This is a genomic window from Kitasatospora sp. NPDC087861, from assembly GCF_044742585.1.
Lineage (GTDB): Bacteria > Actinomycetota > Actinomycetes > Streptomycetales > Streptomycetaceae > Kitasatospora.
Window position 1 is genome coordinate 62,735 of sequence record NZ_JBIUUS010000001.1, and the last position, 26,178, is coordinate 88,912.

The window sequence follows — 26,178 nt, forward strand, 5'->3', positions numbered from 1 at the left end:
ACAGGCATTCGGAACGTGGATGACGGAATCCGGATCTCCCCCCACCGTGATGGTCGGCGGCGGTCGCCGGGCGGATCTCACCTCCCTCTCCCAGAGGTCTGCCGGGCGGCCGCTCGCCGGAACCGTCCGACGCGCGCCCCGGACCGCCCCTGGCGGCCGGTGGCGCAGAGGGGAGCCCGCCATGTCGACGCCGATCGCCGACCACGCCACCACCGAAGGGCCCGGGGCCACCGGCCCGCTCGTCGTCACCGAGGACGAGGGCCTGGCCGAGCACCTGCTGCGGCTCTGCGCGGCCGCCGGCACCGAACCGAGGCTGATCCGGGGCGCGCCGCCGCCGCGCGAGGTCTGGGAGGGCGCCCCACTGGTGCTGGTCGGGGACGACCAGGCCGCCCGGTGCGCCGGGCTCGGCCGGCGCACCGGGGTGCTGCTGCTCGGGCTGGACCTGGACGACGCCGGGGTGTGGGTCCGAGCCGTCCAACTCGGCGCCGAGCACGTGCTGTTCCTCCCCGACGCCGAGGCCTGGCTGCTCGACCGGATCGCCGACGCGGCCGAGGGCGTGGGCTCCCCGGCGCTCACCGTCGCCGTGCTCGGCGGCCGGGGCGGGGCCGGGGCCTCGACGCTGGCCTGCGCCCTCGCTGTCACGGCCGCACGGGCGGGCCGGCGGACCATACTCATCGACGGCGATCCGTTGGGCGGCGGCCTCGACATCCTGCTCGGCGGCGAGGCGGTCCGCGGGCTGCGCTGGCCCGATCTGGCCGGTTCGCGCGGGCGGGTCAGCGGGGCCGAACTCGCCAGGGCGCTACCGGCGCTCAAACGGCTGTCCGCGCTGTCCTGCCTGTCCTGGGACCGCGGCGACACCCTGACCGTGCCGCCGGAGGCCATGCGCAGCGTGCTGGCCGCCTCCCGGCGGCGCGGCGGGCTGGTGGTCGTCGACGTGCCGCGCCACCTCGACGCGGCCGCCGGGCAGGCGCTGGAGCAGTCCGACCTGGCGCTGCTGGTGGTGCCGGCCGAGCTGCGCGCGGTGGCCGCCGCCGACCGGGTCGCGGCGGCCGTCCGGATGCGGCTCGGGGACGTCCGTGCGGTGGTGCGATCGCCGCGGACCTTCGGGCTCCCGGCCCATCGGATCGCCCGCGGGCTGCGGCTGGAGCTCGCGGGGGAGTTGGAGCCGGAGCCCGGGCTCACGGACGACGTCGAGAAGGGCGTCCCGCCCGGGATCCGGGAGAGCGGCCCGCTCGCGCGCTTCTGCGAGACCTTCCTGGACGAGGTGTTGCCGCCGGTGCCGGCGGTCGGAGGAGGTGTGTACTGATGGTCCGTCTGCGTAGAACGGGCCCCACCGCACGGGCGGCGGGCGGGCCGCCGGATCGGGACGACGGTGCGCGGGAGCACCGGTCGCTCCGGAGCGTGCCGCCGCCCGGCGGGCCGCCCGAGGCGCCGCACCGGCCCTGCCCGTACGGGCGCACGGCCCGGGAGGAGCGGACGGCGGCGCTGGTGGACGCGGTACGGCTGCGGCTGGCCGAGTCGGGTGCCGCCCCGACGGCGGGTTCGGTCGCGGCGGTGCTCCGGGCCACCCGGCCGCCGCTCGGTGGGGACGAAGTCCTGGACACCGTGCGCTCGCTGCGCGCCGAACTGGTGGGTGCGGGCCCGCTGGAGCGGCTGCTGGCGGCGCCCGACGTCACGGATGTCCTGGTGAACGGTCCGGACGAGGTGTGGGTCGACCGTGGCGGCGGCCTGCACCGGGCCACCGGAGTCCGGTTCGCCGACGCCGAGGCGGTGCGGCGCCTCGCCCACCGGCTGGCCACCGCGGCCGGGCGGCGGCTGGACGACGCACGGCCCTGGGTGGACGCCCGGCTGCCGGACGGCACCCGCCTGCACGCCGTGCTGCCGCCGATCGCGGCCGGTTGCACGCACATCTCGCTGCGGGTCTGCCGGCCCCGGCCGTTCACGCTCGACGAACTGGTGGCGGGCGGGGCGCTGCCGCCGGAGGGCGCCGGCCTGCTGGCCGGCATCCTGCGGGCCAGGCTGTCGCTGCTGGTGTCCGGCGGGACGGGCACGGGCAAGACCACCCTGCTCGCGGCCCTGCTCGGCCTGGTCGGGCCGGAGGAGCGGATCGTCGTCGCCGAGGACTCCGCCGAACTGCGGCCGGCCCATCCGCACGTGGTCCGGTTGCAGAGCAGACCGGCCAACCAGGAAGGTCTGGGCGAGCTCACGCTGCGGGACCTCGTCCGGCAGGCGCTGCGGATGCGCCCGGACCGGCTGGTGATCGGGGAGGTCCGCGGGGCCGAGGTGTCGGACCTGCTGGCCGCGCTGAACACCGGGCACGAAGGAGGCTGCGGCACGGTCCACGCCAACACGGCGGCGGACGTGCCGGTCCGGTTGGAGGCGCTGGGCTCGCTCGCCGGGCTCGACCGGCCCGCGCTGCACAGTCAACTCCGGGCGGCGCTCGACCTGGTGGTGCACCTGGTCCGGGAGCCGGGCTCCGGGCGGCGCCGGGTGGCGGAGATCCACACGCTGGCCGCCGGCCGCGACGGCCTGGCCGTCACCACGCCGGCGGTGGAGTTCCCGGCGGCGGGCGGTCTGGTTCCCGGGGCGGGCTGGGACCGGCTGGTCGGGCTGCTGGCGGTGCGCGGGGTGTCGCTCGCGGCGGGGCCGACGTGACGGCGGGGCCGGCTGATGCGGTGGCGGTGGCGGTGGCGATGGCGGGGTTGGCGGGTGCGGCCGCGCGTGCGGCGGAGCTCGCGTTCGTCCTGCTGCTGGGCGGGTGCGCGACGGGCGCCCTGGTGCTGCTCGGGGCGCGGCGCAGGAAAGGCCGATGACAGGGAGGTTTTGAGGTGATGAACAGTCAGATCGCGTTCCTCTGGACCGTGGTGTTGTGCCTGCTGGCCGTCGCCGGGTGGCGCGCGGTGCAGGATCAGCTGCCGGGCGGGCGGCGCTGCAGATCGGTGCTGGCCGGCAGCGGGCCTCCTCCCGTTCCGGCACCGGGCCCGCCGGGGGCCGGGAGCCGCAGGTTGCGGCCGCCCGGTTGGCTGGCGCCCGAACTCCTGGTGGTGCCGGCCGGGTTGTCCGCCGGGTGGGTCACGTCCTCGCCGGTGCCGGTACTCGCCGCCGTGCCGGCCGTGCTGCCGCTGCGGAGGTGGCGGCTGCGGCGGCGGCTGGCGGTGGAGGCCGGGCGGCGGGCGGCCGCCGTGGTGGAGCTCTGTGCCGGATTGGCAGGGGAGTTGCGCAGCGGGGCGACGCCGGAACAGGCGCTGCACCTGGTCACGGCGCGCCTCGCGGTCGATCCGGACGGGCTGCGCCGGCTCGGCGAGGAGCCGGTGGCGCGGCTCGCGGCGGGCCGGTACGGCGGGGACGTGCCGGGCGCGCTTCAGCTGCTCGCCGAACTGCCGGGTGGGAGTGGGGCGTCGGCGATCGCGGCCTGCTGGCTGGTCGCCTCCGACGGCGGGTCGGGGCTGGCCGTCGCGCTGGACCGGGTGGCGGAGGCGCTGCGCGGCGAGCGGGCGCTGGCGGAGGAGATCGCCGGGGAACTGGCGGGTCCGCGGACCACGATCGCCGTCCTGGCCGCCCTGCCGGCCGCCGGGCTGCTGCTGGGCGCGGCACTCGGGGCCCGGCCGGTGGACGTCCTGCTGCACACGTCGGCCGGGTTGGGCTGCCTCGCGGTGGGGGCGGCACTGGAGGGCCTGGGCGTGCTCTGGACGGCGCGCATCGTCCGGGCGGCGGCCCAGGGCGGGTTGGAGGCTCCCCGGCGGCCCGTCGGGGAGCGGGGAGGTGACGGCGGCGGGAGCTGCGGGCTTGCACGGGTGGGCGTGCGCGTGATGGCGCGGGATCGGGCTCGGGCGGAGGTGTTGTCGAGGTGATGCGGGGCGTCGAGTGGGCGGTCGTCGGACTTCCGGTGGTGCTGGCCGCCGTGGTGCTGGTGGACCGGCGGGCGCGGCAGCGGCGGGCGTTCGGCCTGGTACGGGTACGGGTACGGCTGCGGGTGTCGGCGGGTGAGGAGGAGAGGAGGCGGGTGGAGCCGTCGGCTTCGGGCGGTGGCGGGCGGTGGCGGCGGGTGGCCCTGGCGGTCGGCGCCGGGGCCGGTGCGGCGGTGCTGATCGGCGGCGCCGTAGGGGTGGTCGGTGGTGCGCTGCTGGCCGTGGGCGTGCACCGGTGGTCGGCCCGGGCGCGGTCCCCGACGGATCGGCGGGCGGCCCTGGAGGAGGATTTGTTGGCCAGGCAACTTCCTTTGAGTGCCGAGCTGTTGGCGGCTTGCCTCGGCTCGGCGGCCTCGCCCTCGGCGGCGGTGTCGGCGGTCGGCCGGAGCGTGGGGGCGCCGATGGGGCCCCGGTTGGTCGCGATCGGTGCCGAACTGGCCCTGGGCGCACCGCCGGAGCTGTGCTGGAGCCGTCTGGGCGAGCAGCACCCGTCGCTGGCACCGCTGGCACGGTGCCTGGTCCGGACGAGCCTCGGTGGGGCTCCGGCGGCTGGGCCGTTGATCGGGCTCGCGCAGGGGCGCCGGGCGGCGGCCACCCGGGCGGCCCACGCCAGGGTCCGCCGGGCGGGGGTGTTCGCCACCGCGCCGCTCGGGCTCTGCTTCCTGCCGGCCTTCGTCCTGATCGGCGTGGTGCCGGTCGTCATCGGCCTCACCACCCGCTTCGCCCAGGACATGTGAACGCGGGGCGGCGCCAGGCGGATCGACGGCGGGGCGTCGTCGGGAGCGTCGGCGCCGTCGGCACCGGAGACCGCGCGGCACAGATGCCGCCGGCACAGGTATCGGTATCGGAGACAGGAGAGATTCATGACCGCAGTGATCGCAACGAGGCCCGCCGGCGGGCGCCCGCTCCGGCAGTTGCCCGGGGCATGGCGGCGCAGGAGCCGCTGGGCGGCCCGCGGGATGCGCGGGGTGGCGCGGAACCGGGGCCGGTCGGACGCCGGGATGACCACGGCGGAGTACGCCGTCGGCACCTTGGCCGCCTGTGCCCTCGCGGCCGGGCTGTACAAGGTGGTGACCAGTGCGACCGTCATGGGGGCGCTGACCGACGTACTGGAACGGGCGCTTCATGCGACCTAGCCGGGCGGTGGCATGTCGCGGCAGGCACGCGTGGTCGCTGCGGCCGGGCCGTCGTGGCGATGCGGGTTTCGCCACGGCGGAGACCGCGGTGGCCTTGCCGGCGCTCGTCCTGCTCGCGGCGATGCTGATCTGGGGTGTGCTGGCGGCGGCCGCACAGATCCGCTGCGTGGACGCGGCCCGGGTCGGGGCCAGGGCGGCCGCGCGCGGGGAGGCGGACGCCGCCGAACTCGCCCGCGCGGCCGCGCCGCCGGGGGCCCAGGTACGGATGGAGGTGGCGGCCGAGGTGGTGCGGGTCGAGGTGGACGCGCCGTGCGCGGCGCCGGGCAGGCTCGGCGAACTGCTCGCGGTACGGCTGGGCGCGGCCGCGGTGGCGGCGAGGGAGGACACCCTCGTGGGGGTCGCGGGAGGAGGTGGTTCATGGCCGTCCTGACCGGGGTGAGGTCGGCGGCGCGGCGATGGGCGGGTGCTCGTACCGTCCGGGCGGCCGCTGTGGGCGGGCGCGGGCCGGACACCGGCTCGGCGACGGTCTGGCTGCTCGCCCTGGCGATGCTGGGCACGGCGGTCTTCGCCGCGACGATCGCGGTCGGTGGGGTGGTCGCCGCCCGGCACCGGGCCGAGTCGGCCGCCGACCTGGCCGCCCTCGCGGCCGCGGACCGGCTGCTGCTGGACCCGGACGGCGGGTGCGGGCGGGCTTCCGGGATCGCCGCCGCACAGGGTGCCGCTCTGGTCTCCTGCGCGGTGGACCGGGCGGGGGACGCCGTCGAGGTGGTGGCCGAGGTGGCGGTCGGCGGGCTGCCGGTGCGCCTGCCGGTCGGGCCGGCGCGGGCGAGGGCCCGGGCCGGACCGGTGCGGGCCGCGGTCACCGCCGTCGAGGACGGCCTCGGCGGGGCGCCAGGTGAGGCGGTGGCGGGCTCATGAGCCGACCGGTGGTCCATCGTCCGCGTCCGGCTCGGACCTCGGCCCGGAGCCGGCAGCCTCGGAGTCGGCAGCTCCGGCGTCCGCCGCCTCGGAGCTTGCCGCCACGGAGCCCGCCGCTTCGGAGCTTGCCGTCCCGGAGCCGGTCGCCGCGGGGGCGCCGGCCAGCAGGACGTCCAGGAGTTGAACGGCGGCGGCCTTGTCCAGCGGCTCGTTCCCGTTGCCGCACTTGGGTGACTGGACGCAGGACGGGCAGCCGCGCTCGCACTCGCAGGAGGCGATCGCCGCGCGGGTGGCCGTCAGCCATTCGGCGGCTCGTTGGAAGCCGCGCTCGGCGAAGCCGGCCCCGCCCGGGTGGCCGTCGTAGACGAACACGGTGGGCAGTTCGGTGTCGGGGTGCAGCGGGACGGAGACGCCGCCGATGTCCCAGCGGTCGCAGGTGGCGAACAGCGGCAGCAGCCCGATCGAGGCGTGTTCGGCGGCGTGGGCGGCGCCGGGCAACTGGTCGAGCGGGAGGTTCGCGTCCAGCAGCTGGTCCTCGGTGACGGACCACCAGACCGCGCGGGTGCGCAGCGTGCGGGGCGGCAGGTCGAGCTTGCTCTCGCCCATGATCTCCCCGGTGGAGATCCGCTTCCGGAGGTAGCCGACCACCTGGTTGACCACCTCCACCGAACCGAAGCTGAGTCGGCCCTCGCCCCAGGGGACGGTGGTGTCGGTGTCGAGCACGGAGATGGAGGTGATGTCGCGGGCGGCCGTGGTGTACGGCGGGTCGGCCGGCTCGACCAGGGCGACGGAGTTCTCCAGGTCGAGCTCCCGGACCAGGAAGGTACGGCCCTGGTGGAGGTGGACGGCTCCGGTGTGGACGGTGGTGTGGGCGGCCGCGGCGTCCACCGTACCGAGCAGACGGCCGGTGTCGGCCTCGACGATCTGCACCGGGCTGCCACCGCTGCCGCGCAGGTCGACGGCGTCGGCCGCGCGTTCGCGGCGGGTCCAGTACCAGGAGCCGTCGCTGCGCCGGCGCAGCAGGCCGCGCCGTTCCAGGACCGGCAGCAGCGGTGCGGTGGAGGGCCCGAACAGCTCCAGGTCGGCGTCGGTGAGCGGGAGTTCGGCGGCGGCCGCGCACAGGTGCGGGGCGAGGACGTGGGGGTTGTCCGGGTCGAGCACGGTGGCCTCGACGGGCGCCGCGAACAGCGCCTCCGGGTGGTGCACCAGGTAGGTGTCCAGCGGGTCGTCCCGGGCGATCAGGATGGCCAGTGCCCCCTGTGCCTCGCGGCCCGCCCGGCCGGCCTGCTGCCAGAGCGAGGCCCGGGTGCCGGGGTAGCCGGCCATCAGGACGGCGTCGAGGCCGGAGACGTCGACGCCGAGTTCGAGAGCGGAGGTGGAGGCGAGCCCGAGCAGCCGGCCGGAGTGCAGGGCGCGTTCCAGTGCCCGGCGTTCGTCGGCGAGGTAGCCGCCGCGGTAGGCGGCCACCCGGTCGGCGAGCGGTCGGCCGAGCTGGTCCTGGGCCTGGAGGGCGACGAGTTCGGCGGCCCGGCGGGAGCGGACGAAGACGACGGTGCGGGTCTGCCGCTCGACCAGGTCGGTCAGCAGGTGCGCGGCCTCGGCGGTGGCCGTGCGGCGGACGGGCGCGCCGTGCTCGCCGACGTTCTCGGTCAGCGGCGGCTCCCAGAGGCCGAAGACCATCGGCCCGCGCGGCGAGGCGTCCTCGGTGACGGCCTGGGCGGGCAGGCCGGTCAGGCGCTCGGCGGTGGCGGCCGGGTCGGCGGTGGTGGCGGAGGCGAGCAGGAAGGTGGGTGACGAACCGTAACGGGCGCAGACGCGGCGCAGCCGCCGCAGCACCTGGGCGACGTGCGAGCCGAACACGCCCCGGTAGCTGTGGCACTCGTCGACGACCACGTAGCGCAACACCTTGAGGAAGGAGGCCCAGCGCGCGTGGGCGGGCAGGATGCCGCGGTGCAGCATGTCCGGGTTGGTGAGCACGTACGAGGCGTACTGGCGGACCCACTCGCGCTCCTCGGGCGGGGTGTCGCCGTCGTAGAGGGCGGCCCGGACCCGGGGCGGCGCGAGTTCGGCGGCCCGGCGGCGCTGGTCGGCGGCGAGCGCCTTGGTCGGGGCGAGGTAGAGCGCGGTGGCGCCGCGGCCGTTGCGGGCCTCGGTGCCGTCCAGCAGATCGCTGAGCACCGGGGCCAGATAGCCGAGCGACTTGCCCGAGGCGGTGCCTGTGGCGATCACCACAGTCTGACCGCTTTTGGCCAGTTTCATCGCTTCTGCCTGGTGCGCCCAGGGCCGCTCCACCCCGACATCGAGCGCGGCGGCCACGATCTCGGGCCGGATCGACTCGGGCCATGGCGCATAACGCGCAGGTCGAGCGGGAAGGTGCTCCGTATGGGTGAGCCGGTCGGACCGTCCCCGGCTGGCTGACAGGGTCGTGAGCAGTGCCTCGGGCGGGCTGTGTCGGGGCGGCATGAGGACCCAGTGTGTCACCGGCGTGACGGAGAATCGTCGTAAGCCATCGTGCAGGCATGGTCGCAGGTGGTTGAATGTGGCCGTGACGGCCGGATGGCCGTGGGTCGCAGCGCCGAGGCTTGCCACGCGTGGCTGGGCGCGCCCGGGCCCGCGACCATGCGGTGGCGGCCGGCCGGCCGAGGATCGCACATGACGTAGCAAGGCAAGGTGCTGGAGGTTCCGTGGACCTGTCCCTGTCGACCCGTTCAGTCGGCGATCGTACGGTCGTCGAGGTTGGCGGCGAGATCGATGTGTACACCGCCCCGAAGCTGCGGGAGCAGCTGGTCGAGCTCGTCAACGACGGCAAGTACCACCTGGTCGTCGACATGGAAGGCGTGGACTTCCTGGACTCGACCGGGCTCGGTGTGCTGGTGGGCGGTCTGAAGCGAGTGCGTGCCCATGAGGGTTCGCTGCGCCTCGTCTGCAACCAGGAGCGCATCCTGAAGATTTTCCGCATCACCGGCCTGACCAAGGTCTTCCCGATCCACACCTCGGTGGACGACGCGGTCAGCGCGACCGACTGACGCGGCCGGGCCGGCCCGCAGTGGTCGGCCCGTTCGCTCCACGCGTCCGGGTGCCGGGGCCTGCGGGCCCCGGTGCTTCCCGGCCGCTCCAGGGCCGGTTCCACCGGCCCGCAGGGGCCGCATCGCCGGCCCCGGTCGGAACACCCCGAGGGGGAGAGATGGCAACCGTCGAACTTCGATTCAGCGCGCTTCCGGAGCACGTGCGAACGGCTCGGCTGGTCGCCGCGGCCGTCGCCAGACGGGCCGGGGTCGACGAGTCGGTGCTCGACGAGGTGCGGCTCGCGGTCGGTGAGGCGTGCTCCCGCGCGGTCGGCCTGCACCAGCGCGGCGGCATCGGCGGCACGGTCCGGGTCGCGTTGACCGATCAGGAGAAGCGTTTCCTCATCGAGGTCGAGGACGAGGCCGGCCCTGCCGCCGTCCCGGCCGCGGGTGCCGCCGAGGGCGTGGACCCGGACGAGGACACCCTGGGCCTCGCCGTGATCACCGGCCTGGTCGAGGACCTGGAGGTCACCAACGGTGCGGACGGTGGCCTGATCCGGATGAGCTGGCCGGTCTCGGTCGAGTCCGTGGCGGTCTGAGGGCCCAGCCGCCGGGCGCCGGCTGGTCCAGCCCCAGGCAGTCCAGCCTCAGGCAGTCCAGCTCCTGGGTGGTCCAGCCCTCGGGAGCCCGTTGACAAATTGTTGAACCTGGCGGTTCGCTGCTTCCGGCACGACCGGGTCCGATCGGTGATCGGACCCGTCGCGGAGAAGGAAGACCATGCGGATTCGCATTCTGTGGCCGGCCGGGCAGACCACCGCCACGCTCGCGGGCACACCCACCGCCGAGGCGCTCTGGGCCGAGCTGCCGATCAGCTCCTCGGCGAGTACCTGGGGCGAGGAGGTCTACTTCGGCACGCCGGTCAGCGTGCCGTGCGAGGCCGACGCCCGGCAGGTCGTCGAGCCGGGCACGGTCGCGTTCTGGACCGACGGCGACAGCCTCGCGTTGCCGTACGGGCCGACGCCGATCTCGCGCGACGGCGAGTGCCGGCTGGCCGGCCCTTGCAACGTCCTCGGCGCGCTGGACGGGGAGGCCCGGGTGCTGCGCACCGTCCGGCCCGGTGATCCGGTCCGCGTCGAGCGCGCCTGAGCGGGCCCGCACGTCCTGACGGGCGGAGGCCTGAGGCCCCGGGCGTCCGAGGGCGGGGAACCGGCAACCGGCAACCGGGAACCGGGACGCCGACATCGGCCGTGTAGGTTCGACGACCGAAGACGACCGAAACCGAAAGGCTTCTCCCGGTGAACAAGCGACTGCTGGCCGTACCCGCCCTCGGCGCGCTGCTCGCGTTCGGCGCCGTCGGCTGCGGCGACGACAACGGCAAGCAGCTGGAGGCCTGGGCGTCGAACGTCTGCGGCTCGGCCAAGGACCCGATCGCCCAGGCGCAGACCGCGCTCGCCGACACCGGCCAGGTGAAGACCGGCGAGGCCCCGGCCGACCTGCAGAAGCGGCTCTCGGCGGACATCGGGCGGCTGGCCAAGACCAACCAGGACATCGCGGCGGCCATCAACTCCGCCGGTGCGCCCAAGGTGGCCGACGGCGCGAACCTGCAGAAGGACACCGTCGCCGAGCTGACCAAGGCGGCCGACGGCTACCAGGACGTCCAGAAGAAGCTGGACGCCCTGTCCAACGCCGACCAGGCGAAGTTCGCGGACGGGCTGCGCAGCGTGGCCGACCAGGTCCAGCAGCTGGCCTCGCTGTCCACCCAGGCGCAGGGCAAGCTGCAGCGCGGCGACCTCGGCGCGGCCATGGCCAAGCAGGAGGGCTGCAAGCCCGCCGGCTCCACGGCCCCGAGCGCCGGGGCGGGCGCCACGTCGGGCGGCGGCGCGTCCGCCACCCCGAGCGCCGGGGCGGCCGGTGGGACGCCCGCGCCCGGCGCGACGGACGGCGCGAGCCCGGCGGCCACCCCGTCCACGGGCACCGACACCACCCCGGCGGCCCCGCCGGCCACCCCGTCGACGGCTCCGACCACCCCCGCGCCCAGCGCGAGCTGAGCCCGGGGCCGTCGGGCCCGTCGGGCGGGCCGGGCCCCGGACCGGACTCGACCGGCCCAGGGTCGTCGGGCCCGAGCCGTCGCACACCTGCGCAGCCGCCCCGCCCCGGCGCGGCGGCTGCGCACCCTGCCCCGAGGGACAATGGCGGGGTGATCAGTAGCCCCGTTCTCGACCAGACCCGCCTCGCCAAGCTGCGCGAGGCGCTGCTCGACGCCTCGTTCACCGCCGACGGCTGCCTCGACCTGCTCGGGCCCACCGGCTACGCGGCGTTGGCCCGTAGTGAGGCGGTGCCGGCCCTGCGGGCGACCCGGGGCGGCAGCCCGCTGGAGACGCTGGTCCGGCTGTTCCTGCTCCAGCAGCCGGTGCCGTACCGGGCGGCCGCGGCCGCGCTGCCGGTCGAGGACTGCCTGGCCGACGGCTGGCTGCGCTCCGACGGCGAGCTGGTGCGTGCCACCGTGGACGTCCGGCCGTACGCCAACGAGGTGGCCGGGATGCCCAGTTCGGACGCCTGGGTGGTCTCCGACCTGGGTTGCGCGGTGGGTGGCGCGGGCGGTATCGGGTCCGGCGAGACCGCGCACGGGGTGGCCCGCAAGGATCTGGTGCTCGGGGTCGGCGGCGCGTCGACCACGCTGGCCAACATCACCGTGCGCCGCCCGGTCCGGGCCGCGCTGGACCTCGGCTCGGGCTCCGGCGTGCAGGCGCTGCACGCGGCCCGGCACGCTCGGCAGGTGACCGCCACCGACCTGAACCCGCGCGCGCTGCGCTTCTCCGAACTGACCCTGGCGCTGTCCGGTTTCGGCCAGACGGAGGTGCTCACCGGCAGCCTCTTCGAGCCGGTCGGGGAGCGGCGGTTCGACCTGATCGTCTCCAACCCGCCGTTCGTGATCTCGCCGGCCGGCCGGTTCACCTACCGTGACGGCGGCATGGCCGGCGACGACCTGTGCCGCAGCCTGGTCCGCTCCGCCGCCGACCACCTGGAGCCGGGCGGCTACTGCCAGTTGCTCGCCAACTGGCAGCACGTCAAGGGCGAGGACTGGCACGAGCGGCTGGCCGGCTGGGTGGCGGGCACCGGGCTGGACGCCTGGATCGTCCAGCGCGAGGTCCAGGACGTGGCCCAGTACGCCGAGTTGTGGCTGCGGGACGGCGGCGACCACCGCGGCCCCGGCGGCGACTACCAGGCCCGGTACGGCGAGTGGCTGGACGCCTTCGAGGCGGGCCGGGTCGAGGGCATCGGCATGGGCTGGATCACCCTGCGGGCGAGCGGCGCCGAGCGCCCGACCGTCCGGGTGGAGGAGTGGCCGCACCCGGTGGAGCAGCCGCTGGGCCCGCACATCGAGGAGTGGTTCGACCGGCAGGATTTCCTGCGCTCGCACGACGACGCGGGCCTGCTCGCGGCCCGCTACGTGCTGGCCGACGAGGTGGTCCAGGAGCAGGTCGGCGCGCCGGGTGCGGAGGATCCGGAGCACGTGATCCTGCGTCACAACCGGGGCATGCGGCGCGCCACCAAGGTGGACACCGTGGGCGCCGGTTTCGTCGGGGTCTGCGACGGGACGCTGTCGGCGGGCGAGATCGTGGACGCGATCGCACAACTGCTCGGCGAGGACCGGGTGGTCCTGCGGGACCGGGTGCCGGAGTCGCTGCGGCTGCTGACCGAGCAGGGGTTCATCCACCCGGCGGGCTGACCGGGCCGCGGTTCGAGGCGGCCGGAGCCGGTACGTCGAGGCGGCCGGAACCGGTTCACCGTCCCGTACTCCCTGGTTCGTCCGGCCGTCGCCGGTCGGCCGCCGCGCGTTGGCCCCCTGCTGTGAGGCTCTGTCCACAGGCTGTGGACAGAGCTGGGGAGCCGGGGGCCAGGGGTGGACACGACGACGGCGACGGTGGGCGGGCTGGTGCTCGCCCTCTTCGGTGGCGTGCTGCTGCTCTGGTGCGCCGCCGAAGTGCGCCTTCGCCACCGGGTGCGCCGACGGGGGGCGTCGGCGGTGGCCACGGTCGTCGCCGAGGACGAGGCGCACGGCCAGCTCGACAGCGCGCCGCTGCTCTCCTTCTCCGTCCTGCCGTCCGCCGGCGGGTCCGGCCCGGGCCGGATCGCCGAGCTGGTGCTCACCCGTCCGCGCGGCCACACCCCGCTGCGCCGTCCGGACCGCTTCACGCCCGGCGCCTCGGTGCGGATCTGCTACGACCCGCGCCGCCCGAGCCGGGTGGTGCTGGCGGCCGGGGAGATCGGCCGGGCGGCGGTCGCCGACCTGTTGTGGAGCGTGCTCGGCGTGGGCTGTCTGGTGGCGGGCGCCGGGCTGCTCGCGGCGGTCAACGGCTGATTCCGGAGCGCACCGCCGACCCCGCGAGGCGTTCGCCGGGAACCGCGGCCGCCGCCTCCGGCGGGTGTCCGGGCGGTCGTCCCCCAGTGCCGTCGATACTCCGTTGACAGATTTCGAAATCCGTCATTCCATCCTCCGGAACCCGCCGAAGCCCCCTTCACGGGGCGCGAACCTCCGTCATCGGGTTACCGTTCGAGTGGCGTCGGTGAGCTCGGTAACTGAAAACGCGGGATGCGTCCGTTTGACAAGGGTGGCCGGGGTACGGTCACACTCCGCTGGTGGGGTCGTCGTACAGCGGCACCCCCGGGACGGTGGAGGGGTCGGGCGGAGCGCAGCCCGGGCTGCCGGCGCCGACCAGCCCACATAAGGACCGGGAGAGAAGAGCGAAGGTGTCCCCGAGCAGCGAGACCGCGCACGGACAGCGACTCGTCATTGTCGAGTCGCCGGCCAAGGCGAAGACGATCAAGGGCTACCTTGGCCCCGGCTACATCGTCGAGGCGAGCGTCGGGCACATCCGCGACCTCCCCAGCACCGCGGCGGAGGTCCCGGACAAGTACACCGGTGAGGTGCGCCGCCTCGGGGTGGACGTCGACCACGACTTCGCACCCATCTACGTGGTCAACGCGGACAAGAAGTCCCAGGTCAGCAAGTTGAAGTCGCTGCTCGCGGAGTCCGACGAGCTCTTCCTCGCCACCGATGAGGACCGCGAGGGCGAGGCCATCGCGTGGCACCTCCAGCAGGTGCTCAAGCCCAAGGTGCCGGTGCACCGGATGGTGTTCCACGAGATCACCAAGTCGGCGATCCAGGAGGCGGTGGCCAACCCGCGCGAGCTCAACCAGCGCCTGGTCGACGCCCAGGAGACCCGCCGCATCCTCGACCGCCTCTACGGCTTCGAGGTCTCGCCGGTGCTGTGGAAGAAGGTCATGCCGAAGCTCTCGGCGGGCCGCGTGCAGTCCGTCGCGACCCGCCTGGTGGTCGAGCGCGAGCGCGAGCGGATCGCCTTCCGCACCGCCTCGTACTGGGACCTGGTCGGCACCTTCGGCACCGGCCGCACCGCGGCCGACGCGGCGAACCCGGAGACCTTCGGGGCCCGGCTCTCCTCGGTGGACGGCAAGCGGATCGCCAGCGGCCGTGACTTCGGTTCGGACGGCCGGCTGAAGGCCGGCAGCGCCAACACCCTGCACCTGGACGAGCAGGCCGCCCGGCAGCTGGCCGCCGCCCTGGAGCAGACCGCGTTCGGTGTCCGCAGCGTCGAGTCCAAGCCGTACCGTCGCTCGCCGTACGCGCCGTTCCGCACCACGACGCTCCAGCAGGAGGCCAGCCGCAAGCTCGGCTTCGGCGCCAAGCGGACCATGCAGGTGGCCCAGAAGCTGTACGAGAACGGCTTCATCACCTATATGCGTACCGACTCCACGACGCTGTCGGACACCGCGGTCTCCGCCGCCCGCGCGCAGGTCACCCAGCTGTACGGCGCCGACTACCTGCCGGACGCCCCGCGCACCTACGCCAGCAAGGTCAAGAACGCGCAGGAGGCGCACGAGGCCGTCCGCCCCTCCGGCGACCGCTTCCGCACCCCCGCCGAGACCGGCCTGAGCGGCGACGACTTCCGGCTCTACGAGCTGATCTGGATGCGCACCGTCGCCTCCCAGATGAAGGACGCGGTCGGTCAGTCGGTGACCGTCAAGGTCGGCGGCGCCTCCGCCGACGGCCGCGACGTCGAGTTCTCCGCCTCCGGCAAGATCATCACCTTCCACGGCTTCCTCAAGGCCTACGTCGAGGGCGCCGACGACCCGAACGCCGAGCTGGACGACCGCGAGCGCCGGCTGCCGCAGGTCGTCGAGGGCGACCCGCTGGCCGCCGAGCAGCTCACCCCCGAGGGTCACGCCACCAAGGCGCCGGCGCGCTACACCGAGGCCTCGCTGGTCAAGGAGCTGGAGGACCGGGAGATCGGTCGCCCCTCCACCTACGCCTCGATCATCGACACGATCATCCAGCGCCGGTACGTGTTCAAGAAGGGGACGGCGCTCGTCCCGTCCTTCCTCTCCTTCGCCGTGGTCAACCTCCTGGAGAAGCACTTCGGCCGACTGGTCGACTACGACTTCACCGCCAAGATGGAGGACGACCTCGACCGGATCGCGGCCGGCGAGGCCAAGTCCGTGCCGTGGCTGAAGCGCTTCTACTTCGGCGAGGGCGACGGTCACGCGGCCGGCGGTGCCGCCGAGGCCGGCAACGGCGACGGCGACCACCTGGGCGGCCTGAAGGAGCTGGTCACCGACCTCGGCGCGATCGACGCCCGGGAGATCAGCTCGTTCCGGATCAGCGACGACATCACCCTGCGGGTCGGCCGCTACGGTCCGTACGTCGAGCGCGCCTCCGCCGTCGAGGGTGAGCCCGGCCAGCGCGCCGACATTCCGGACGAGCTGCCGCCGGACGAGCTCACCGTCGAGCTGGCCGAGGAACTGCTGGCCAAGCCCAGCGGCGACTTCGAGCTCGGCCCGGACCCGGTCAGCGGCAACATGCTGGTGGCCAAGGACGGCCGCTACGGCCCGTACGTGACCGAGATCCTGCCCGAGGGCACGCCCAAGACCGGCAAGAACGCGGTCAAGCCGCGCACCGCCTCGCTGTTCAAGACGATGGCGCTGGACACCGTCACCCTGGAGGACGCGCTGCGGCTGCTCTCGCTGCCGCGCGTGGTCGGGGCCGACGCCGAGGGCGTGGAGATCACCGCGCAGAACGGCCGCTACGGCCCGTACCTCAAGCGCGGCACCGACTCCCGCTCGCTCACCAGCGAGGACCAGCTCTTCACGATCACCCTCGACGAGGCGCTGGTCGTCTACGCCCAGCCCAAGCAGCGCGGCCGGGCCGCCGCCGCCCCGCCGCTCAAGGAGCTGGGCACCGACCCGGTCAGCGAGCGCCCCGTGGTGGTCAAGGACGGCCGCTTCGGCCCGTACGTGACCGACGGCGAGACCAATGCCACGCTCCGCAAGGACGACGAGGTCGAGACGATCACGCCCGAGCGCGGCTACGAGCTGCTCGCCGAGAAGCGGGCGCGCGGGCCGGTGAAGAAGGTGGCGAAGAAGGCCCCGGCCAAGAAGGCGACCGCGAAGAAGGCGACGGCGACCAAGACCGCCGCCACCAAGACCGCGGCCGCGAAGAAGACCGCTGCCAAGAAGACCACGACGGCGAAGGCGGCCACGGCGAAGAAGACGGCGGCCAAGAAGACTGCCGCGAGCAAGGCCGCGGCGACCGACGAGGGCTGATCCTCCGGCAGCGCTCCGCCAGTGCCGCCCCGGTGGTGCTCCGGTGCCGCCCCGGTGGTGCTCCGGCAGCGCTCTGCCAGTGCCTCGGACGGCGCTCGGACAGGGCCTTCGCCCGTGCCGACGGGCCCGCGTCCCCACCTCGGGGACGCGGGCCCGAGGCCGGTCGGACTCTGTGCGCGGAACGTCACAACCCGGTGATGAGCGGGATCCGGAACCCCGTTCATCTCATTCCGGCCAACCCCCGCCCGCTACGCTGACCGTATGACGAGCGAGGAGCAGCCCACCCCCAGCGCCGCCCCGGCCGCCAGCGCCGCCACGCCCGACCTGCCCGAGGTCGCGCCGGCCGGGACGCCGGTGGAGCGGGCCCGGGCGCTGCTGCGGACACGCCCCTACCGGCGCCTGTGGACCACCCAGCTGATCGGCGGCACCGCCGACCGGCTCGGCCTACTGGTGCTGCTCGCGCTCACCGTGATCGCCGCGGCTCTCGGCGGCCAGTTCGGCGACCTGCCGCGCAGCCTCGCCTTCGCCGTCGCCGCGGTCCTCGCCGTCCGGCTGGCGGCCACCGGGCTGATCGGCGTCGCGCTGCTCGGGCCGGTGCACCGGCTGGTCACGGGCCGGCTGGACCGGCGCTGGACGCTGTTCGGCGCCGACACGCTGCGCGCCCTGCTGATCGGCCTCGCGCCCTGGTGGACCGTCTGGCTGGGCTCCGGCCCGAAGCCCTCCGGCGCCGCCACCTACGTCCTGCTCGCCACGGTGTTCGTCACCGGTGCCGCCGAGCGGGTCTGGGGGATCGCCAAGGACGCCGCCGTCCCCGGCCTGCTGCCGCCCGCCAACCCGCACGCGCCCGCCGCCGAGCAGCGGCCGGCCGCCGCCAACCTGGACACCGTCCGGAGCATCGACCGCTTCACCGGCTGGGCCACCGCGCCGCTCGCGGCCGCCGGCCTGGTCGTCCTCACCCTGCTGAACAACATCGGCGCGGCGCTCGGCTCGGACTGGCTCCGGGCCCACCAGGTCACCTTCGCCGCCCTCGGCGCGGCCGGCCTGTTCGCCGCCTCGGCCGCCCGCGGCTACCTCCAGCAGCTGCCCGTCGGCGCGCTGACCGTCGCCCCGCACTCGCCGCTGCAGGGCCTGCGCGCCCCCACCGACGCCACACCGGGCCCCGCGCTGAGCAAGGGCCGCACCGGCAGCGCCCCGTACTTCACCTTCGCCGTCGCCGCCGGCTACGCCTCGATGGCCGGCGTCGCCGCGCTCGCGCTGCTCACCGCCGCCGAGCACCGGGCCGGGCCGATCGGCTACGGCCTGCTGGTGCTCGCCGCCACCGCGGCGCCCGCCCTCGGCTCCCGGCTCACCCGGGCCACGCTGCCCGCGCTCTCCCGCCGCCGCCTGCTCGCGCTGGCGCTGCTCACCGAGGGTGTGGCGCTGATCCTGGCCGGGCTGGTGCTGGACTTCGTGCTGGTCCTGGCCCTCACCCTGCTGGCCGGCCTCACCGCCGGGATCGTCGTCTCCGCCGGGCGCACCCTGCTCGCCCAGGAGGTGGAGGAGGCCCGGCTGCCGAAGGTCACCGAGCACCTGTACGCGGTGCTGCGGGTCGTGGTCGGCGCCGCGCTGGTCGTCGTCCCGCTGATCGCCGCCGTCTACGGGGACGTCGAGTACGGCAGGGTCGAGCCCGGCTCCTTCACCTTCATCCACGGCGGCGCGGCCCTGGCCGTCGCCACCTCGGGGCTGCTCACGCTGGTCCTCGCCGCCGTCGTCCTGCTGCGGACCGACGACCGGCGCGGCACCGCGCCGTTCGGCCGGGACCTGGTGGACGCGGTGCGCGGCGCCGTCGCCCCGGCACCGCACCGGGGCGCCGGCACCGGCTTCTTCATCGCGCTGGAGGGCGGCGACGGCGCCGGCAAGTCCACCCAGGCCCAGGCGCTCGCCGAGTGGATCCGCGGCAAGGGGCACGAGGTCGTGCTCACCCGCGAGCCCGGCGGCAGCCCGGTCGGCCAGCGGCTGCGCGGTCTCGTCCTGGACGTCGGCAACACCGGCCTGTCGCACCGCGCCGAGGCGCTGATCTACGCGGCCGACCGGGCCGAGCACGTCGAGAACGTCATCCGGCCGGCCCTCGCCCGCGGCGCCGTCGTGATCACCGACCGGTACATGGACTCCTCCATCGCCTACCAGGGCGCCGGGCGCGACCTGGCCGCCACCGAGGTCGCCCGGATCTCCCGCTGGGCGACCGGCGGGCTGCTGCCCGACCTGACCGTCGTTCTGGACGTCGACCCGACCCGGGCCCGGGAGCGCTTCACCGAGGCGCTCGACCGCTTGGAGTCCGAGCCCACCGAGTTCCACCAGCGGGTCCGGTCCGGCTTCCTCGCCCTCGCGGCCGCCGACCCGGCGCGCTACCTGGTCGTCGACGGCAGCCAGGCCCCCGGCTTCGTCACCACCGCCATCCGGCACCGGCTCGACCGCGAGCTGCCGCTCTCCGAGCAGGAGAAGGCCGCCCGCGCCGAGCAGGAGCGGCTCGCCCGTGAGGAGGCCGAGCGCCGCGCCGCCGAGGAGGCCCGCAAGAAGGCCGAGGCCGAGGCGGCCGAGCGCAAGCGCCAGGAGGTGCTGGAGCAGCTGCGGGCCGAGCAGGCCGAGAAGGAGCGGTTGGCCAAGGAGGAGGCCGAGCGGGCCGCCGCCGAGGCCCGACGCAAGGCGGAGGAGGAAGCCCGCCGCCGGGCGGACGAGGAAGCCCGCCGCCGCGCCGAGGAGGAGGCCGAGCGGAAGGCCGAGGAGGAGGCCCGGCTGGCCGCGGAGGCCGCTGAGCGCAAGCGTCTCGCCGACGAGGCGGCCGCCCAGGTGGAGCTCCAGCGCCAGCGTGAACTCCAGCGCGAGGAGCAGCGCCGCCGGGCGGAGGAGGCGCTGCAGCGGGCCGAGGAGGCCCGGCTGGCGCAGGCCGCCGCGCTCGCGGCCGCGGCTGCGGCGGCGGAGACGACGGCGGACCGGGCGGCGGCCGGGAGGCCGGGCGCCGGTCCGGTTCCCGGGGAGGCCGTGACCACCGAGCTGCGGGCCGTCCGGGACGTTCCGGGCGCGGGTCCTGCGGGTCCTGCGGGTCCTTCGGGTCCTGCGGGTCCTGCGGGCACCGTCGGCCCCGGTGGGGGCGACGAGGCGACGCGGGAGCTCTCGCTGCGGGACCGGCAGACGGCCGCCCGTGCGGCGGAGGCCGCCGACGCGACCACGCAGCTGCCGGTGGTCCCGCCGGCCGCCGCGGACGAGACGGCCGTGCTGCCGGTGGTCCCGGCCGAGGCGGACCGGACCGCGGTGCTGCCGCGGGTCGAGCCGGGCGGTACGCCGTCGGGTCGTACGTCGCCGGGTCGTGCGCCGTCGGATCGGGTGCCGGGCGGTGTGGTGCCGGGCGGAGTGGCGCCGGGTCGCGCGGAGGACCGGGTGCCGCCGGGACTGTGGCGCGAGGAGCCGGTGGACAGCACCCGCGAGCTGCCGGTGGTCGGCGCCGAGCCCGAGCCCGCCGCCGAGTCGCAGGCCACCGCCGAGCGGCCCCGGCCGGACTGGGCCGAGGAGACGCCGATGGACGACCTGCCGAGCCTCACCGACACCCTGCTCGGCACGCGCGACGAGTGGGCGAGCTGGGAGCACGGCGGTGGCCAGGCCCCGCAGGACCCGCGTGGCGGCCAGGACCCGCACGCCGGCCAGGACCCTCGCGCCGGCGGCGACCGGGACGGCGACCGGGGCGGCGACAAGGGCGAGGGCGGCGGCAAGGGCAAGGGTCGTCGCTGGGGCCGCCGGGGCTGACCCTGGACGGCTGGACGGCTGGACGGCTGGACGGCTGGACGGCTGGACGGCTGGACGGCTGGACGGCTGGACGGACGACGGGCGGCGTCGTCGGGGTGGAGAGCCCCGGCGGCGCCGCCTTCGTCGTCCGGCGCGTCCGTCGTCCGATGCGGTGGGCGTCCCGCGGCGGGGACGTCCGTCGGCGGCGGGTCACCCGGACGGCGGCGTGGCTGTCCGAGCGGGCACGTATGCTCGACGGCGGGGAAGAGGCGCCGGGAGCGCTGCCGTACGGAGCTTGGGAGCAGCAGTGGCCGTCTGGGACGACCTGGTGGGCCAGGAGCGGGTGGTCGAGCAGCTGACCGCCGCCGCCCGGGCGGCCGGGGCGACGGTCGAGGCCGGTCGCGGGGCCGGTCCGCAGCCGGGCGGGAACGCCTCCCTGATGACGCACGCCTGGCTGTTCACCGGCCCGCCCGGGGCCGGGCAGGTCACCGCCGCGCGCGCGTTCGCCGCGGCCCTCCAGTGCAATAGCCCCGACCTCGCGCTCGGCGGCACGCCGGGCTGCGGATTCTGCGACGGCTGCCACACCGTGCTGGCCGGCAGCCACGCCGACGTCAAGTACGTCCGGACCGACGGCCTGTCCATCGGCGTCGGTGACATGCGCGCCCTCGTGCTGCGCGCCTCCAGCTACCCGACCGGCGGCCGCTGGTCGGTGATCCTGGTCGACGCCGCCCACCGGCTCACCGAGGCCGCCGCGAACGCGCTGCTCAAGGGCGTGGAGGAGCCCTCCCCGCGCACCGTCTGGTTGCTCTGCGCCCCCTCCGTCCAGGACGTGCTGCCGACCATCCGCTCGCGCTGCCGCCTGCTCGTCCTGCGCACGCCCACCGCCGAGGCCGTCGCCGACATGCTGGTCCGCCGCGACGGCGTCGAGCCGGAGACCGCCCGGCTGGCCGCGCTCGCCGGGCAGGGCGACGTCGAGCGCGCGCGTCGCCTCGCCGTCGACGAGCAGGCCCGCACCCGCCGCACCGACGTGCTGCGGATCCCGCTGGAGGTCGCCGACATCGGCGGCTGCCTGGCCGCCGCCCAGCGCCTGGTCGACACCGCCAAGGCCGACGCCGAGGCGCTCGCCGAGACCCAGGACGCCAAGGAGACCGACGACCTGAAGGCCGCCTACGGCGCCGCCGAGGGCAGCAAGGCGCCGCGCGGCATGGCCGGGGCGGTCAAGGAGCTGGAGAAGCGGCAGAAGAGCCGCGCCACCCGCACCCGCCGGGAGACCCTCGGGGTCGCGCTGCTCGACCTGCTGGGCTTCTACCGGGACGTGCTCGCGCTCCAGCTCGGTTCCACCGGCTCCCTCGCCAACGAGGACCAGCGGCAGGCGCTGAACCGGGTCGCGCAGGACGGTCCGCCGGAGGGCACGCTGCGCCGGATCGAGGCGGTGCTCGCCTGCCGGCGGGCGCTGGACCGCAACGTCGACCCGCTGCTCGCCGTGGAGGCGATGACGGTGGCGCTGCGCGCGGGCTGAGCCGCCTGTCGGGTGGGGGTGCCGGGGCAGGGTTGCCTGGTGGGGTACCGAGCCGTGCTGCTGGGCCGTGCTGCTGGGCTGTGCCGCTGGGCCTTCCGAGGCGGGGTGCGCCCGGCGTAGGCCTCCCGGAGCTGGCCTGCCGTCCCACCTTCGAGTGAATGCTCGATACGCGCCGAGCACACCCGCGTGTGATGGTCCGCCCGTTGTGCACGCTGGGGGCCGACTGCGCCCCGGTGCCGGGGCCGTCGCCCCCCGTACGGTACCGGGTCCCGTCCGGCGCCGGCCCTCCTCCCGAGGTGGTGCGTCCCATGGTTCGTTCGCTCCTCGTCATCCCCCTGCTGGCGGCCGCGCTGGGCGGGATCTGGCTGGCCCGCGGCGCGCTCCAGCGCTGGCGCGACCTGCGCGCCGCCCGGACCTACGAACTGGCCGGCGACCGCTGGCCGATGCTGGTGCGGGCGGCCGGAGCGATGGTCTGCGGGGTCTGCGTCACCGCGCTGACGCTGCTCACGGCGCTCGGGGCGTTCGGCGGCCCCGGCCGCGGCGACCAGGAACCGGACCGCGCGGAGCCGACGGTCGACGCGGTGAGCGCGGGCACGGGCGCGGGTGCCGCGGCCAGGCAGCAGGCGGCGCCGCCCGTCGTCGCCGAGCCGGCCGCGGCCTCCGCCACGTCGTCGCCCACCGTGGCCAGCCGCTTCGACAGCGTCGGCCACCCGGGCGGCGGCGAACTGCTGCAGTCCGCCGTGCTCGGTCCGGACGGGCAGCCGCGCAACGTCCGGGTCTGGCTGCCGCCGCAGTACGCCAAGGAGTCGAACGCGCGCTTCCCGGTCGTCGTGATGCACGCGGCCGCCCCGCACAAGACCGCCGACGCCGAGGTCCCGGACGTCTTCGAGGGCATCAGCTCGGCCCTGCAGACCGGCCGTGCCCGCCCGTTCATCCTGGTCACCCCCGAGGCGCCGAACGGCACCGCGCACCCCTGCGACCTGGTCGCCGCCGCCCCGGCCGCCGTCGCCGACGACGCGACGCTGCGCACCACCATCGCCGCCTCCTTCCGCACCCTGCCGCCCGGCCCGGCCTCCTGGGGCACCCTCGGCGTCGAGGGCGGCGCGTCGTGCGCGGCCGCCGCCGGACTGTCCCGCCCCGACCTGTACGGGGTGGCCGCCGCAGTCTCCGGCCGGTACGACGCCGCCGCGCTCACCCAGACCGGCGCCGAGGCCCCGGCCGGCAGCGCGGCGAAGCTGCTGCTGGCCGCCGCCAAGGCCGACTCGGCCGGGCTGGACGCGGCCCGCAAGCTCCAGGCCGCGCTCAAGGCCGGTACCGGCCCGGCGGCCAAGGCCGAGGTGCGGATCTCGGACAACGTGCAGGACTACACCCCCGACCGGGAGCGGCTGCGGCTCGTTCGGCAGGCCGTGCAGTACCTGGCCGAGGCGCTGGCCAAGGCGTCCTGACCCGGTGTCAGTGCGTCATCGCCGCCCGGTGCCCACGGCGGGCACCGGGCGGCGTGCTGTGGTGCAATGCGATTCGGGTCGCCGGTCGGCGACCCGGAGTGACGATCGAAAGGGAGCGGATGAGGGCCACCGGGCGAGTACTGGCTGCGGCGCTCGCTGCCGGGCTGCTGGCGGGCGGGTGCGGCGCGGGTTCGCCCGGGACGGGCGGCGTCGAGCCCTCCGGTTCCGCGGGCGCGACCTCGCCGGACTCGGCCGGGCCCGCGACGCCGACCGCCACCGCCGCGCCCAGGGTCACGCCGCTGGAGCCGCTGCCCGCCGCCGTACCGGCCGAGCTCGCCCCGTACTACGCGCAGCGGCTCGCCTGGAAGTCGTGCGACGGCGGGTTCGAGTGCACCACCTTCCGGGTGCCGCTGGACTACGACCGCCCCGGCGACGGCGACCTCACCCTGACGGCCGCTCGCGCCCTCGTCCTCCCGCCGCCCAAAACCACAACCGGAACCGGAACCGGAGCCAGGACCGGAGCGGGGGGCTGGAGTGGGGACAGGGGTGGGGACGGCTCCGGTCAGGTCAGCCGGATCGGCTCGCTGCTGCTCAACCCGGGCGGGCCCGGCGGCTCGGCGGTCGAGTACCTGCAGATCGCCGCCGATACGTACGACAGCGGCGTGCGCGCCCGGTACGACCTGGTCGGCCTCGACCCGCGCGGGGTCGGCCGCAGCAACCCGGTCAGCTGCCTGAGCGGCCCCCGGATGGACGCCTTCACCGCCATCGATCTGACCCCCGGCGACCAGCGCGGGATCGACGCACTGGTCGCCGCCGACAAGGAGTTCGCCGAGGGCTGCCGACAGCACACCGGGGCGGCGCTCGGCCACCTCAGCACCGTCGAGGCCGCCCGCGACATGGACGTGCTGCGCGCCCTGCTCGGCGACAAGCGGCTGAACTTCGTCGGCAAGTCCTACGGCACCTTCCTCGGCGCCACCTACGCCGGGCTCTTCCCCGGCCGGGTCGGGCGGCTGGTGCTGGACGGCGCGCTGGACCCGTCGCTCGACGCCGCCACCAGCAACCGCACCCAGGCCGGCGGCTTCGAGATCGCCTGGGCCGCCTTCGCCAAGGACTGCGCCCCCCGTAAGGACTGCCCGCTCGGCCGGACCGAGCAGCAGGTCGGCGAGCAGCTCACCGCCCTGCTCGCGACCGTCCAGGCACACCCGCTGCCCAGCACCGACAAGGGTCGCCGGCTCACCGGGGCCCAGGCGAAGACCGGCGTCATCCAGGCCATGTACGCCGACTCCCTCTGGCCCAAGCTGCGCTCCGCGCTCACCGCCGCCAAGGCCGGCGACGGCACCGGCCTGCTGAAGCTCGCCGACTCCTACTTCGGGCGCGAGGCGGACGGCTCGTACCCCAATCTGATGTCCGCCAACACGGCGGTGAACTGCCTCGACCTGCCCGCCGCGTTCGCGGGGCCGGCAGACGTCCAGCGCGCGGTGCCGGAGTTCGAGCGGACCTCGCCGCACTTCGGCCGCGACATGGCCTGGATGGCGCTGGCCTGCACCTACTGGCCGGTCCGGGCCACCGGCGCGGCGCACACCATCCGGGCCGCCGGCGCCGCCCCGATCGTGGTCGTCGGCACCACCCGTGACCCGGCCACCCCGTACGCGTGGGCCCAGGCGCTGGCCGGGCAACTGGAGTCCGGACGCCTGCTCACCTACGACGGGGACGGCCACACCGCGTACGGGCGCCACAGCGACTGCGTGGACGACGCGGTCAACCTCTTCCTGCTGGAGGGCGAGGCCCCGAAGAAGGGCAAGCGCTGTGACTGGTAGGCGGCGGAGCGCCCGGTCGACCGGATTGTTTTCGCTTCAACCGACGTTCGGTGCGACGTTACGATGAGCGCCCCCCTGCTCTCGTCCCCCTCCCCGGAGCGCACCGTGCTCGGAGTCAACGACCTGGCGACCTACATCCTCGGCGCCCTCGTCATCGTCCTACTGCCCGGCCCCAACTCGCTGTACGTGCTGTCCGTCGCCGCCCGCAAAGGCGTACGGACCGGCTACCGGGCCGCCGCCGGCGTCTTCGTCGGCGACCTCACCCTGATCAGCCTCACCTCGCTGGGCGCCGCCTCCCTCCTGAAGGCCAACCCGGCCGTCTTCGCCGTGGTCAAGCTCGGCGGGGCCGCCTACCTGCTCTGGATCGGCTACGGCATGCTCCGCGCCGCCCGCCAGCTCTGGCGCGAACGCCAGGCCGCCACCGCTGCCGCCACCACCGCCACCGCTGCCGCCACCACCGCTGAACCGGCCGCCGAGCCCGTCGAGCGCCCGTTCCGCCGCGCCCTGGTGATCAGCCTGCTGAACCCGAAGGCGATCCTCTTCCTGCTCTCCTTCTTCACCCAGTTCGTCGACCCCGGCTACGGTCAGCCGGCTCTCTCCTTCGGCCTGCTCGGCGGCATCCTCCAGACCTTCAGCGTGCTCTACCTCTCCCTGCTGATCTTCGCGGGCACCACCCTCGCCTCCGCCTTCCGCCGCCGCAAGCGCCTCTCCGCCACCCTCACCAGCGGCGTCGCCGTCCTCTTCGCCGGCTTCGCCGCCAAACTGGCCGTCTCCTCCGCCTGACCCCACCCTCCGCATCCAGGTGTGGATCACCCGCGAAACCCGTGTAGACTGGCCCGCGTTGCCACCACGCGTGACAACGGTGCCGCCTTAGCTCAGTTGGCCAGAGCAACGCACTCGTAATGCGTAGGTCGCGGGTTCGAATCCCGCAGGCGGCTCTGTAGAAGCCCTAGGACTCACTCGCCGTGACCTGGGGCTTTTGCCTTTTCTTGGCGTGCGGGCAGGTGTCGGCGACGCGTTACAAGATCGCTTGCGTGAGCGATGCGTGAGC

Annotated in this window: 20 protein-coding genes and 1 tRNA gene; 20 read left to right on the plus strand and 1 reads right to left on the minus strand. The window is 75.4% G+C overall.

Translation table 11 applies throughout. The features are described from left to right. Window positions 1-181 precede the first annotated feature (181 nt). The 7 genes from ssd (at window position 182) to ACIOJE_RS00345 (ending at window position 5,962) form a co-directional block, all read left to right on the plus strand. The gene (gene ssd, locus ACIOJE_RS00315) at window positions 182-1,306 is read left to right on the plus strand and encodes a septum site-determining protein Ssd (protein WP_400772364.1); all 1,125 of its coding nucleotides are present in this window, start codon (window positions 182-184) and stop codon (window positions 1,304-1,306) included. A 95-nt stretch (window positions 1,307-1,401) separates the two neighbouring features. Continuing rightward, a complete protein-coding gene (locus ACIOJE_RS00320; protein WP_400669548.1) occupies window positions 1,402-2,655 on the plus strand; it encodes a TadA family conjugal transfer-associated ATPase in 1,254 nt (417 codons plus the stop codon). Between the two features lie 176 nt (window positions 2,656-2,831). Then, complete coding sequence (locus ACIOJE_RS00325) at window positions 2,832-3,851, plus strand: type II secretion system F family protein (protein ID WP_400772366.1); 1,020 nt, start codon at window positions 2,832-2,834, stop codon at window positions 3,849-3,851. Beyond that, window positions 3,851-4,645 carry a type II secretion system F family protein gene (locus ACIOJE_RS00330; RefSeq protein WP_400772368.1) on the plus strand — a complete coding sequence of 265 codons (795 nt, stop codon included), beginning with the start codon at window positions 3,851-3,853 and terminating at the stop codon, window positions 4,643-4,645. Before ACIOJE_RS00325 ends, ACIOJE_RS00330 begins: the two co-directional genes overlap by 1 nt. A 126-nt stretch (window positions 4,646-4,771) precedes the next feature. Then, on the plus strand, window positions 4,772-5,044 hold the full coding sequence (locus ACIOJE_RS00335; RefSeq protein WP_348534037.1) for a DUF4244 domain-containing protein: 273 nt from the start codon (window positions 4,772-4,774) through the stop codon (window positions 5,042-5,044). Beyond that, window positions 5,034-5,474: a TadE family type IV pilus minor pilin gene (locus ACIOJE_RS00340; protein WP_400772370.1), complete on the plus strand. Its 441-nt coding sequence runs from the start codon at window positions 5,034-5,036 to the stop codon at window positions 5,472-5,474. The genes ACIOJE_RS00335 and ACIOJE_RS00340 overlap by 11 nt, the downstream gene beginning before the upstream one ends. Further along, on the plus strand, window positions 5,462-5,962 hold the full coding sequence (locus tag ACIOJE_RS00345; protein WP_400772372.1) for an Rv3654c family TadE-like protein: 501 nt from the start codon (window positions 5,462-5,464) through the stop codon (window positions 5,960-5,962). Before ACIOJE_RS00340 ends, ACIOJE_RS00345 begins: the two co-directional genes overlap by 13 nt. Here ACIOJE_RS00345 and ACIOJE_RS00350 read toward each other — a convergent pair. Further along, a complete protein-coding gene (locus ACIOJE_RS00350; RefSeq protein WP_400772373.1) occupies window positions 5,957-8,425 on the minus strand; it encodes a DEAD/DEAH box helicase in 2,469 nt (822 codons plus the stop codon). The genes ACIOJE_RS00345 and ACIOJE_RS00350 overlap by 6 nt on opposite strands. A 221-nt stretch (window positions 8,426-8,646) precedes the next feature. Here ACIOJE_RS00350 and bldG point away from each other — a divergent pair, with 221 nt between their 5' ends. The 13 genes from bldG (at window position 8,647) to ACIOJE_RS00415 (ending at window position 26,065) form a co-directional block, all read left to right on the plus strand. After that, window positions 8,647-8,988, plus strand: a complete 342-nt coding sequence (gene bldG, locus ACIOJE_RS00355) for an anti-sigma factor antagonist BldG (RefSeq protein WP_030240921.1) — start codon at window positions 8,647-8,649, stop codon at window positions 8,986-8,988. A 158-nt stretch (window positions 8,989-9,146) separates the two neighbouring features. Continuing rightward, window positions 9,147-9,566 carry an ATP-binding protein gene (locus tag ACIOJE_RS00360; RefSeq protein WP_280673372.1) on the plus strand — a complete coding sequence of 140 codons (420 nt, stop codon included), beginning with the start codon at window positions 9,147-9,149 and terminating at the stop codon, window positions 9,564-9,566. Window positions 9,567-9,744: 178 nt separating this feature from the next. Next, window positions 9,745-10,113: a cyclophilin-like fold protein gene (locus tag ACIOJE_RS00365; protein WP_400772376.1), complete on the plus strand. Its 369-nt coding sequence runs from the start codon at window positions 9,745-9,747 to the stop codon at window positions 10,111-10,113. A gap of 149 nt (window positions 10,114-10,262) precedes the next feature. After that, complete coding sequence (locus tag ACIOJE_RS00370) at window positions 10,263-11,015, plus strand: small secreted protein (protein ID WP_280673368.1); 753 nt, start codon at window positions 10,263-10,265, stop codon at window positions 11,013-11,015. Window positions 11,016-11,164: 149 nt separating this feature from the next. Next, complete coding sequence (locus ACIOJE_RS00375; protein ID WP_400772378.1) at window positions 11,165-12,697, plus strand: methyltransferase; 1,533 nt, start codon at window positions 11,165-11,167, stop codon at window positions 12,695-12,697. 174 nt (window positions 12,698-12,871) lie between these two features. Continuing rightward, window positions 12,872-13,330 carry a DUF3592 domain-containing protein gene (locus ACIOJE_RS00380; protein WP_280673365.1) on the plus strand — a complete coding sequence of 153 codons (459 nt, stop codon included), beginning with the start codon at window positions 12,872-12,874 and terminating at the stop codon, window positions 13,328-13,330. A gap of 389 nt (window positions 13,331-13,719) precedes the next feature. Further along, the gene (topA, locus tag ACIOJE_RS00385) at window positions 13,720-16,590 is read left to right on the plus strand and encodes a type I DNA topoisomerase (protein WP_280673363.1); all 2,871 of its coding nucleotides are present in this window, start codon (window positions 13,720-13,722) and stop codon (window positions 16,588-16,590) included. Window positions 16,591-16,851: 261 nt separating this feature from the next. Further along, window positions 16,852-20,367, plus strand: a complete 3,516-nt coding sequence (gene tmk / locus ACIOJE_RS00390) for a dTMP kinase (RefSeq protein ID WP_400772381.1) — start codon at window positions 16,852-16,854, stop codon at window positions 20,365-20,367. Window positions 20,368-20,653: 286 nt separating this feature from the next. Next, a complete protein-coding gene (locus ACIOJE_RS00395) occupies window positions 20,654-21,865 on the plus strand; it encodes a DNA polymerase III subunit delta' (protein ID WP_280674086.1) in 1,212 nt (403 codons plus the stop codon). Window positions 21,866-22,173: 308 nt separating this feature from the next. Next, window positions 22,174-23,310, plus strand: a complete 1,137-nt coding sequence (locus ACIOJE_RS00400; protein ID WP_280673359.1) for a hypothetical protein — start codon at window positions 22,174-22,176, stop codon at window positions 23,308-23,310. A 119-nt stretch (window positions 23,311-23,429) separates the two neighbouring features. Then, complete coding sequence (locus tag ACIOJE_RS00405; protein WP_400772383.1) at window positions 23,430-25,127, plus strand: alpha/beta hydrolase; 1,698 nt, start codon at window positions 23,430-23,432, stop codon at window positions 25,125-25,127. Between the two features lie 105 nt (window positions 25,128-25,232). Then, on the plus strand, window positions 25,233-25,910 hold the full coding sequence (gene leuE, locus ACIOJE_RS00410) for a leucine efflux protein LeuE (protein WP_400772802.1): 678 nt from the start codon (window positions 25,233-25,235) through the stop codon (window positions 25,908-25,910). Window positions 25,911-25,991: 81 nt separating this feature from the next. Then, window positions 25,992-26,065 (plus strand) — tRNA-Thr (locus ACIOJE_RS00415). The last annotated feature ends 113 nt before the right edge of the window (window positions 26,066-26,178 follow it).

Coding starts and splice junctions, on each gene's coding strand:
- ssd (WP_400772364.1), top strand. CDS start 182: ATGTCGACGCCGATCGCCGACCACGCCACCACCGAAGGGCCCGGGGCC.
- ACIOJE_RS00325 (WP_400772366.1), top strand. CDS start 2,832: ATGAACAGTCAGATCGCGTTCCTCTGGACCGTGGTGTTGTGCCTGCTG.
- ACIOJE_RS00330 (WP_400772368.1), top strand. CDS start 3,851: ATGCGGGGCGTCGAGTGGGCGGTCGTCGGACTTCCGGTGGTGCTGGCC.
- ACIOJE_RS00335 (WP_348534037.1), top strand. CDS start 4,772: ATGACCGCAGTGATCGCAACGAGGCCCGCCGGCGGGCGCCCGCTCCGG.
- ACIOJE_RS00340 (WP_400772370.1), top strand. CDS start 5,034: ATGCGACCTAGCCGGGCGGTGGCATGTCGCGGCAGGCACGCGTGGTCG.
- ACIOJE_RS00345 (WP_400772372.1), top strand. CDS start 5,462: ATGGCCGTCCTGACCGGGGTGAGGTCGGCGGCGCGGCGATGGGCGGGT.
- ACIOJE_RS00350 (WP_400772373.1), bottom strand. CDS start 8,425: ATGCCGCCCCGACACAGCCCGCCCGAGGCACTGCTCACGACCCTGTCA.
- ACIOJE_RS00360 (WP_280673372.1), top strand. CDS start 9,147: ATGGCAACCGTCGAACTTCGATTCAGCGCGCTTCCGGAGCACGTGCGA.
- ACIOJE_RS00365 (WP_400772376.1), top strand. CDS start 9,745: ATGCGGATTCGCATTCTGTGGCCGGCCGGGCAGACCACCGCCACGCTC.
- tmk (WP_400772381.1), top strand. CDS start 16,852: ATGACGAGCGAGGAGCAGCCCACCCCCAGCGCCGCCCCGGCCGCCAGC.
- ACIOJE_RS00400 (WP_280673359.1), top strand. CDS start 22,174: ATGGTTCGTTCGCTCCTCGTCATCCCCCTGCTGGCGGCCGCGCTGGGC.
- ACIOJE_RS00405 (WP_400772383.1), top strand. CDS start 23,430: ATGAGGGCCACCGGGCGAGTACTGGCTGCGGCGCTCGCTGCCGGGCTG.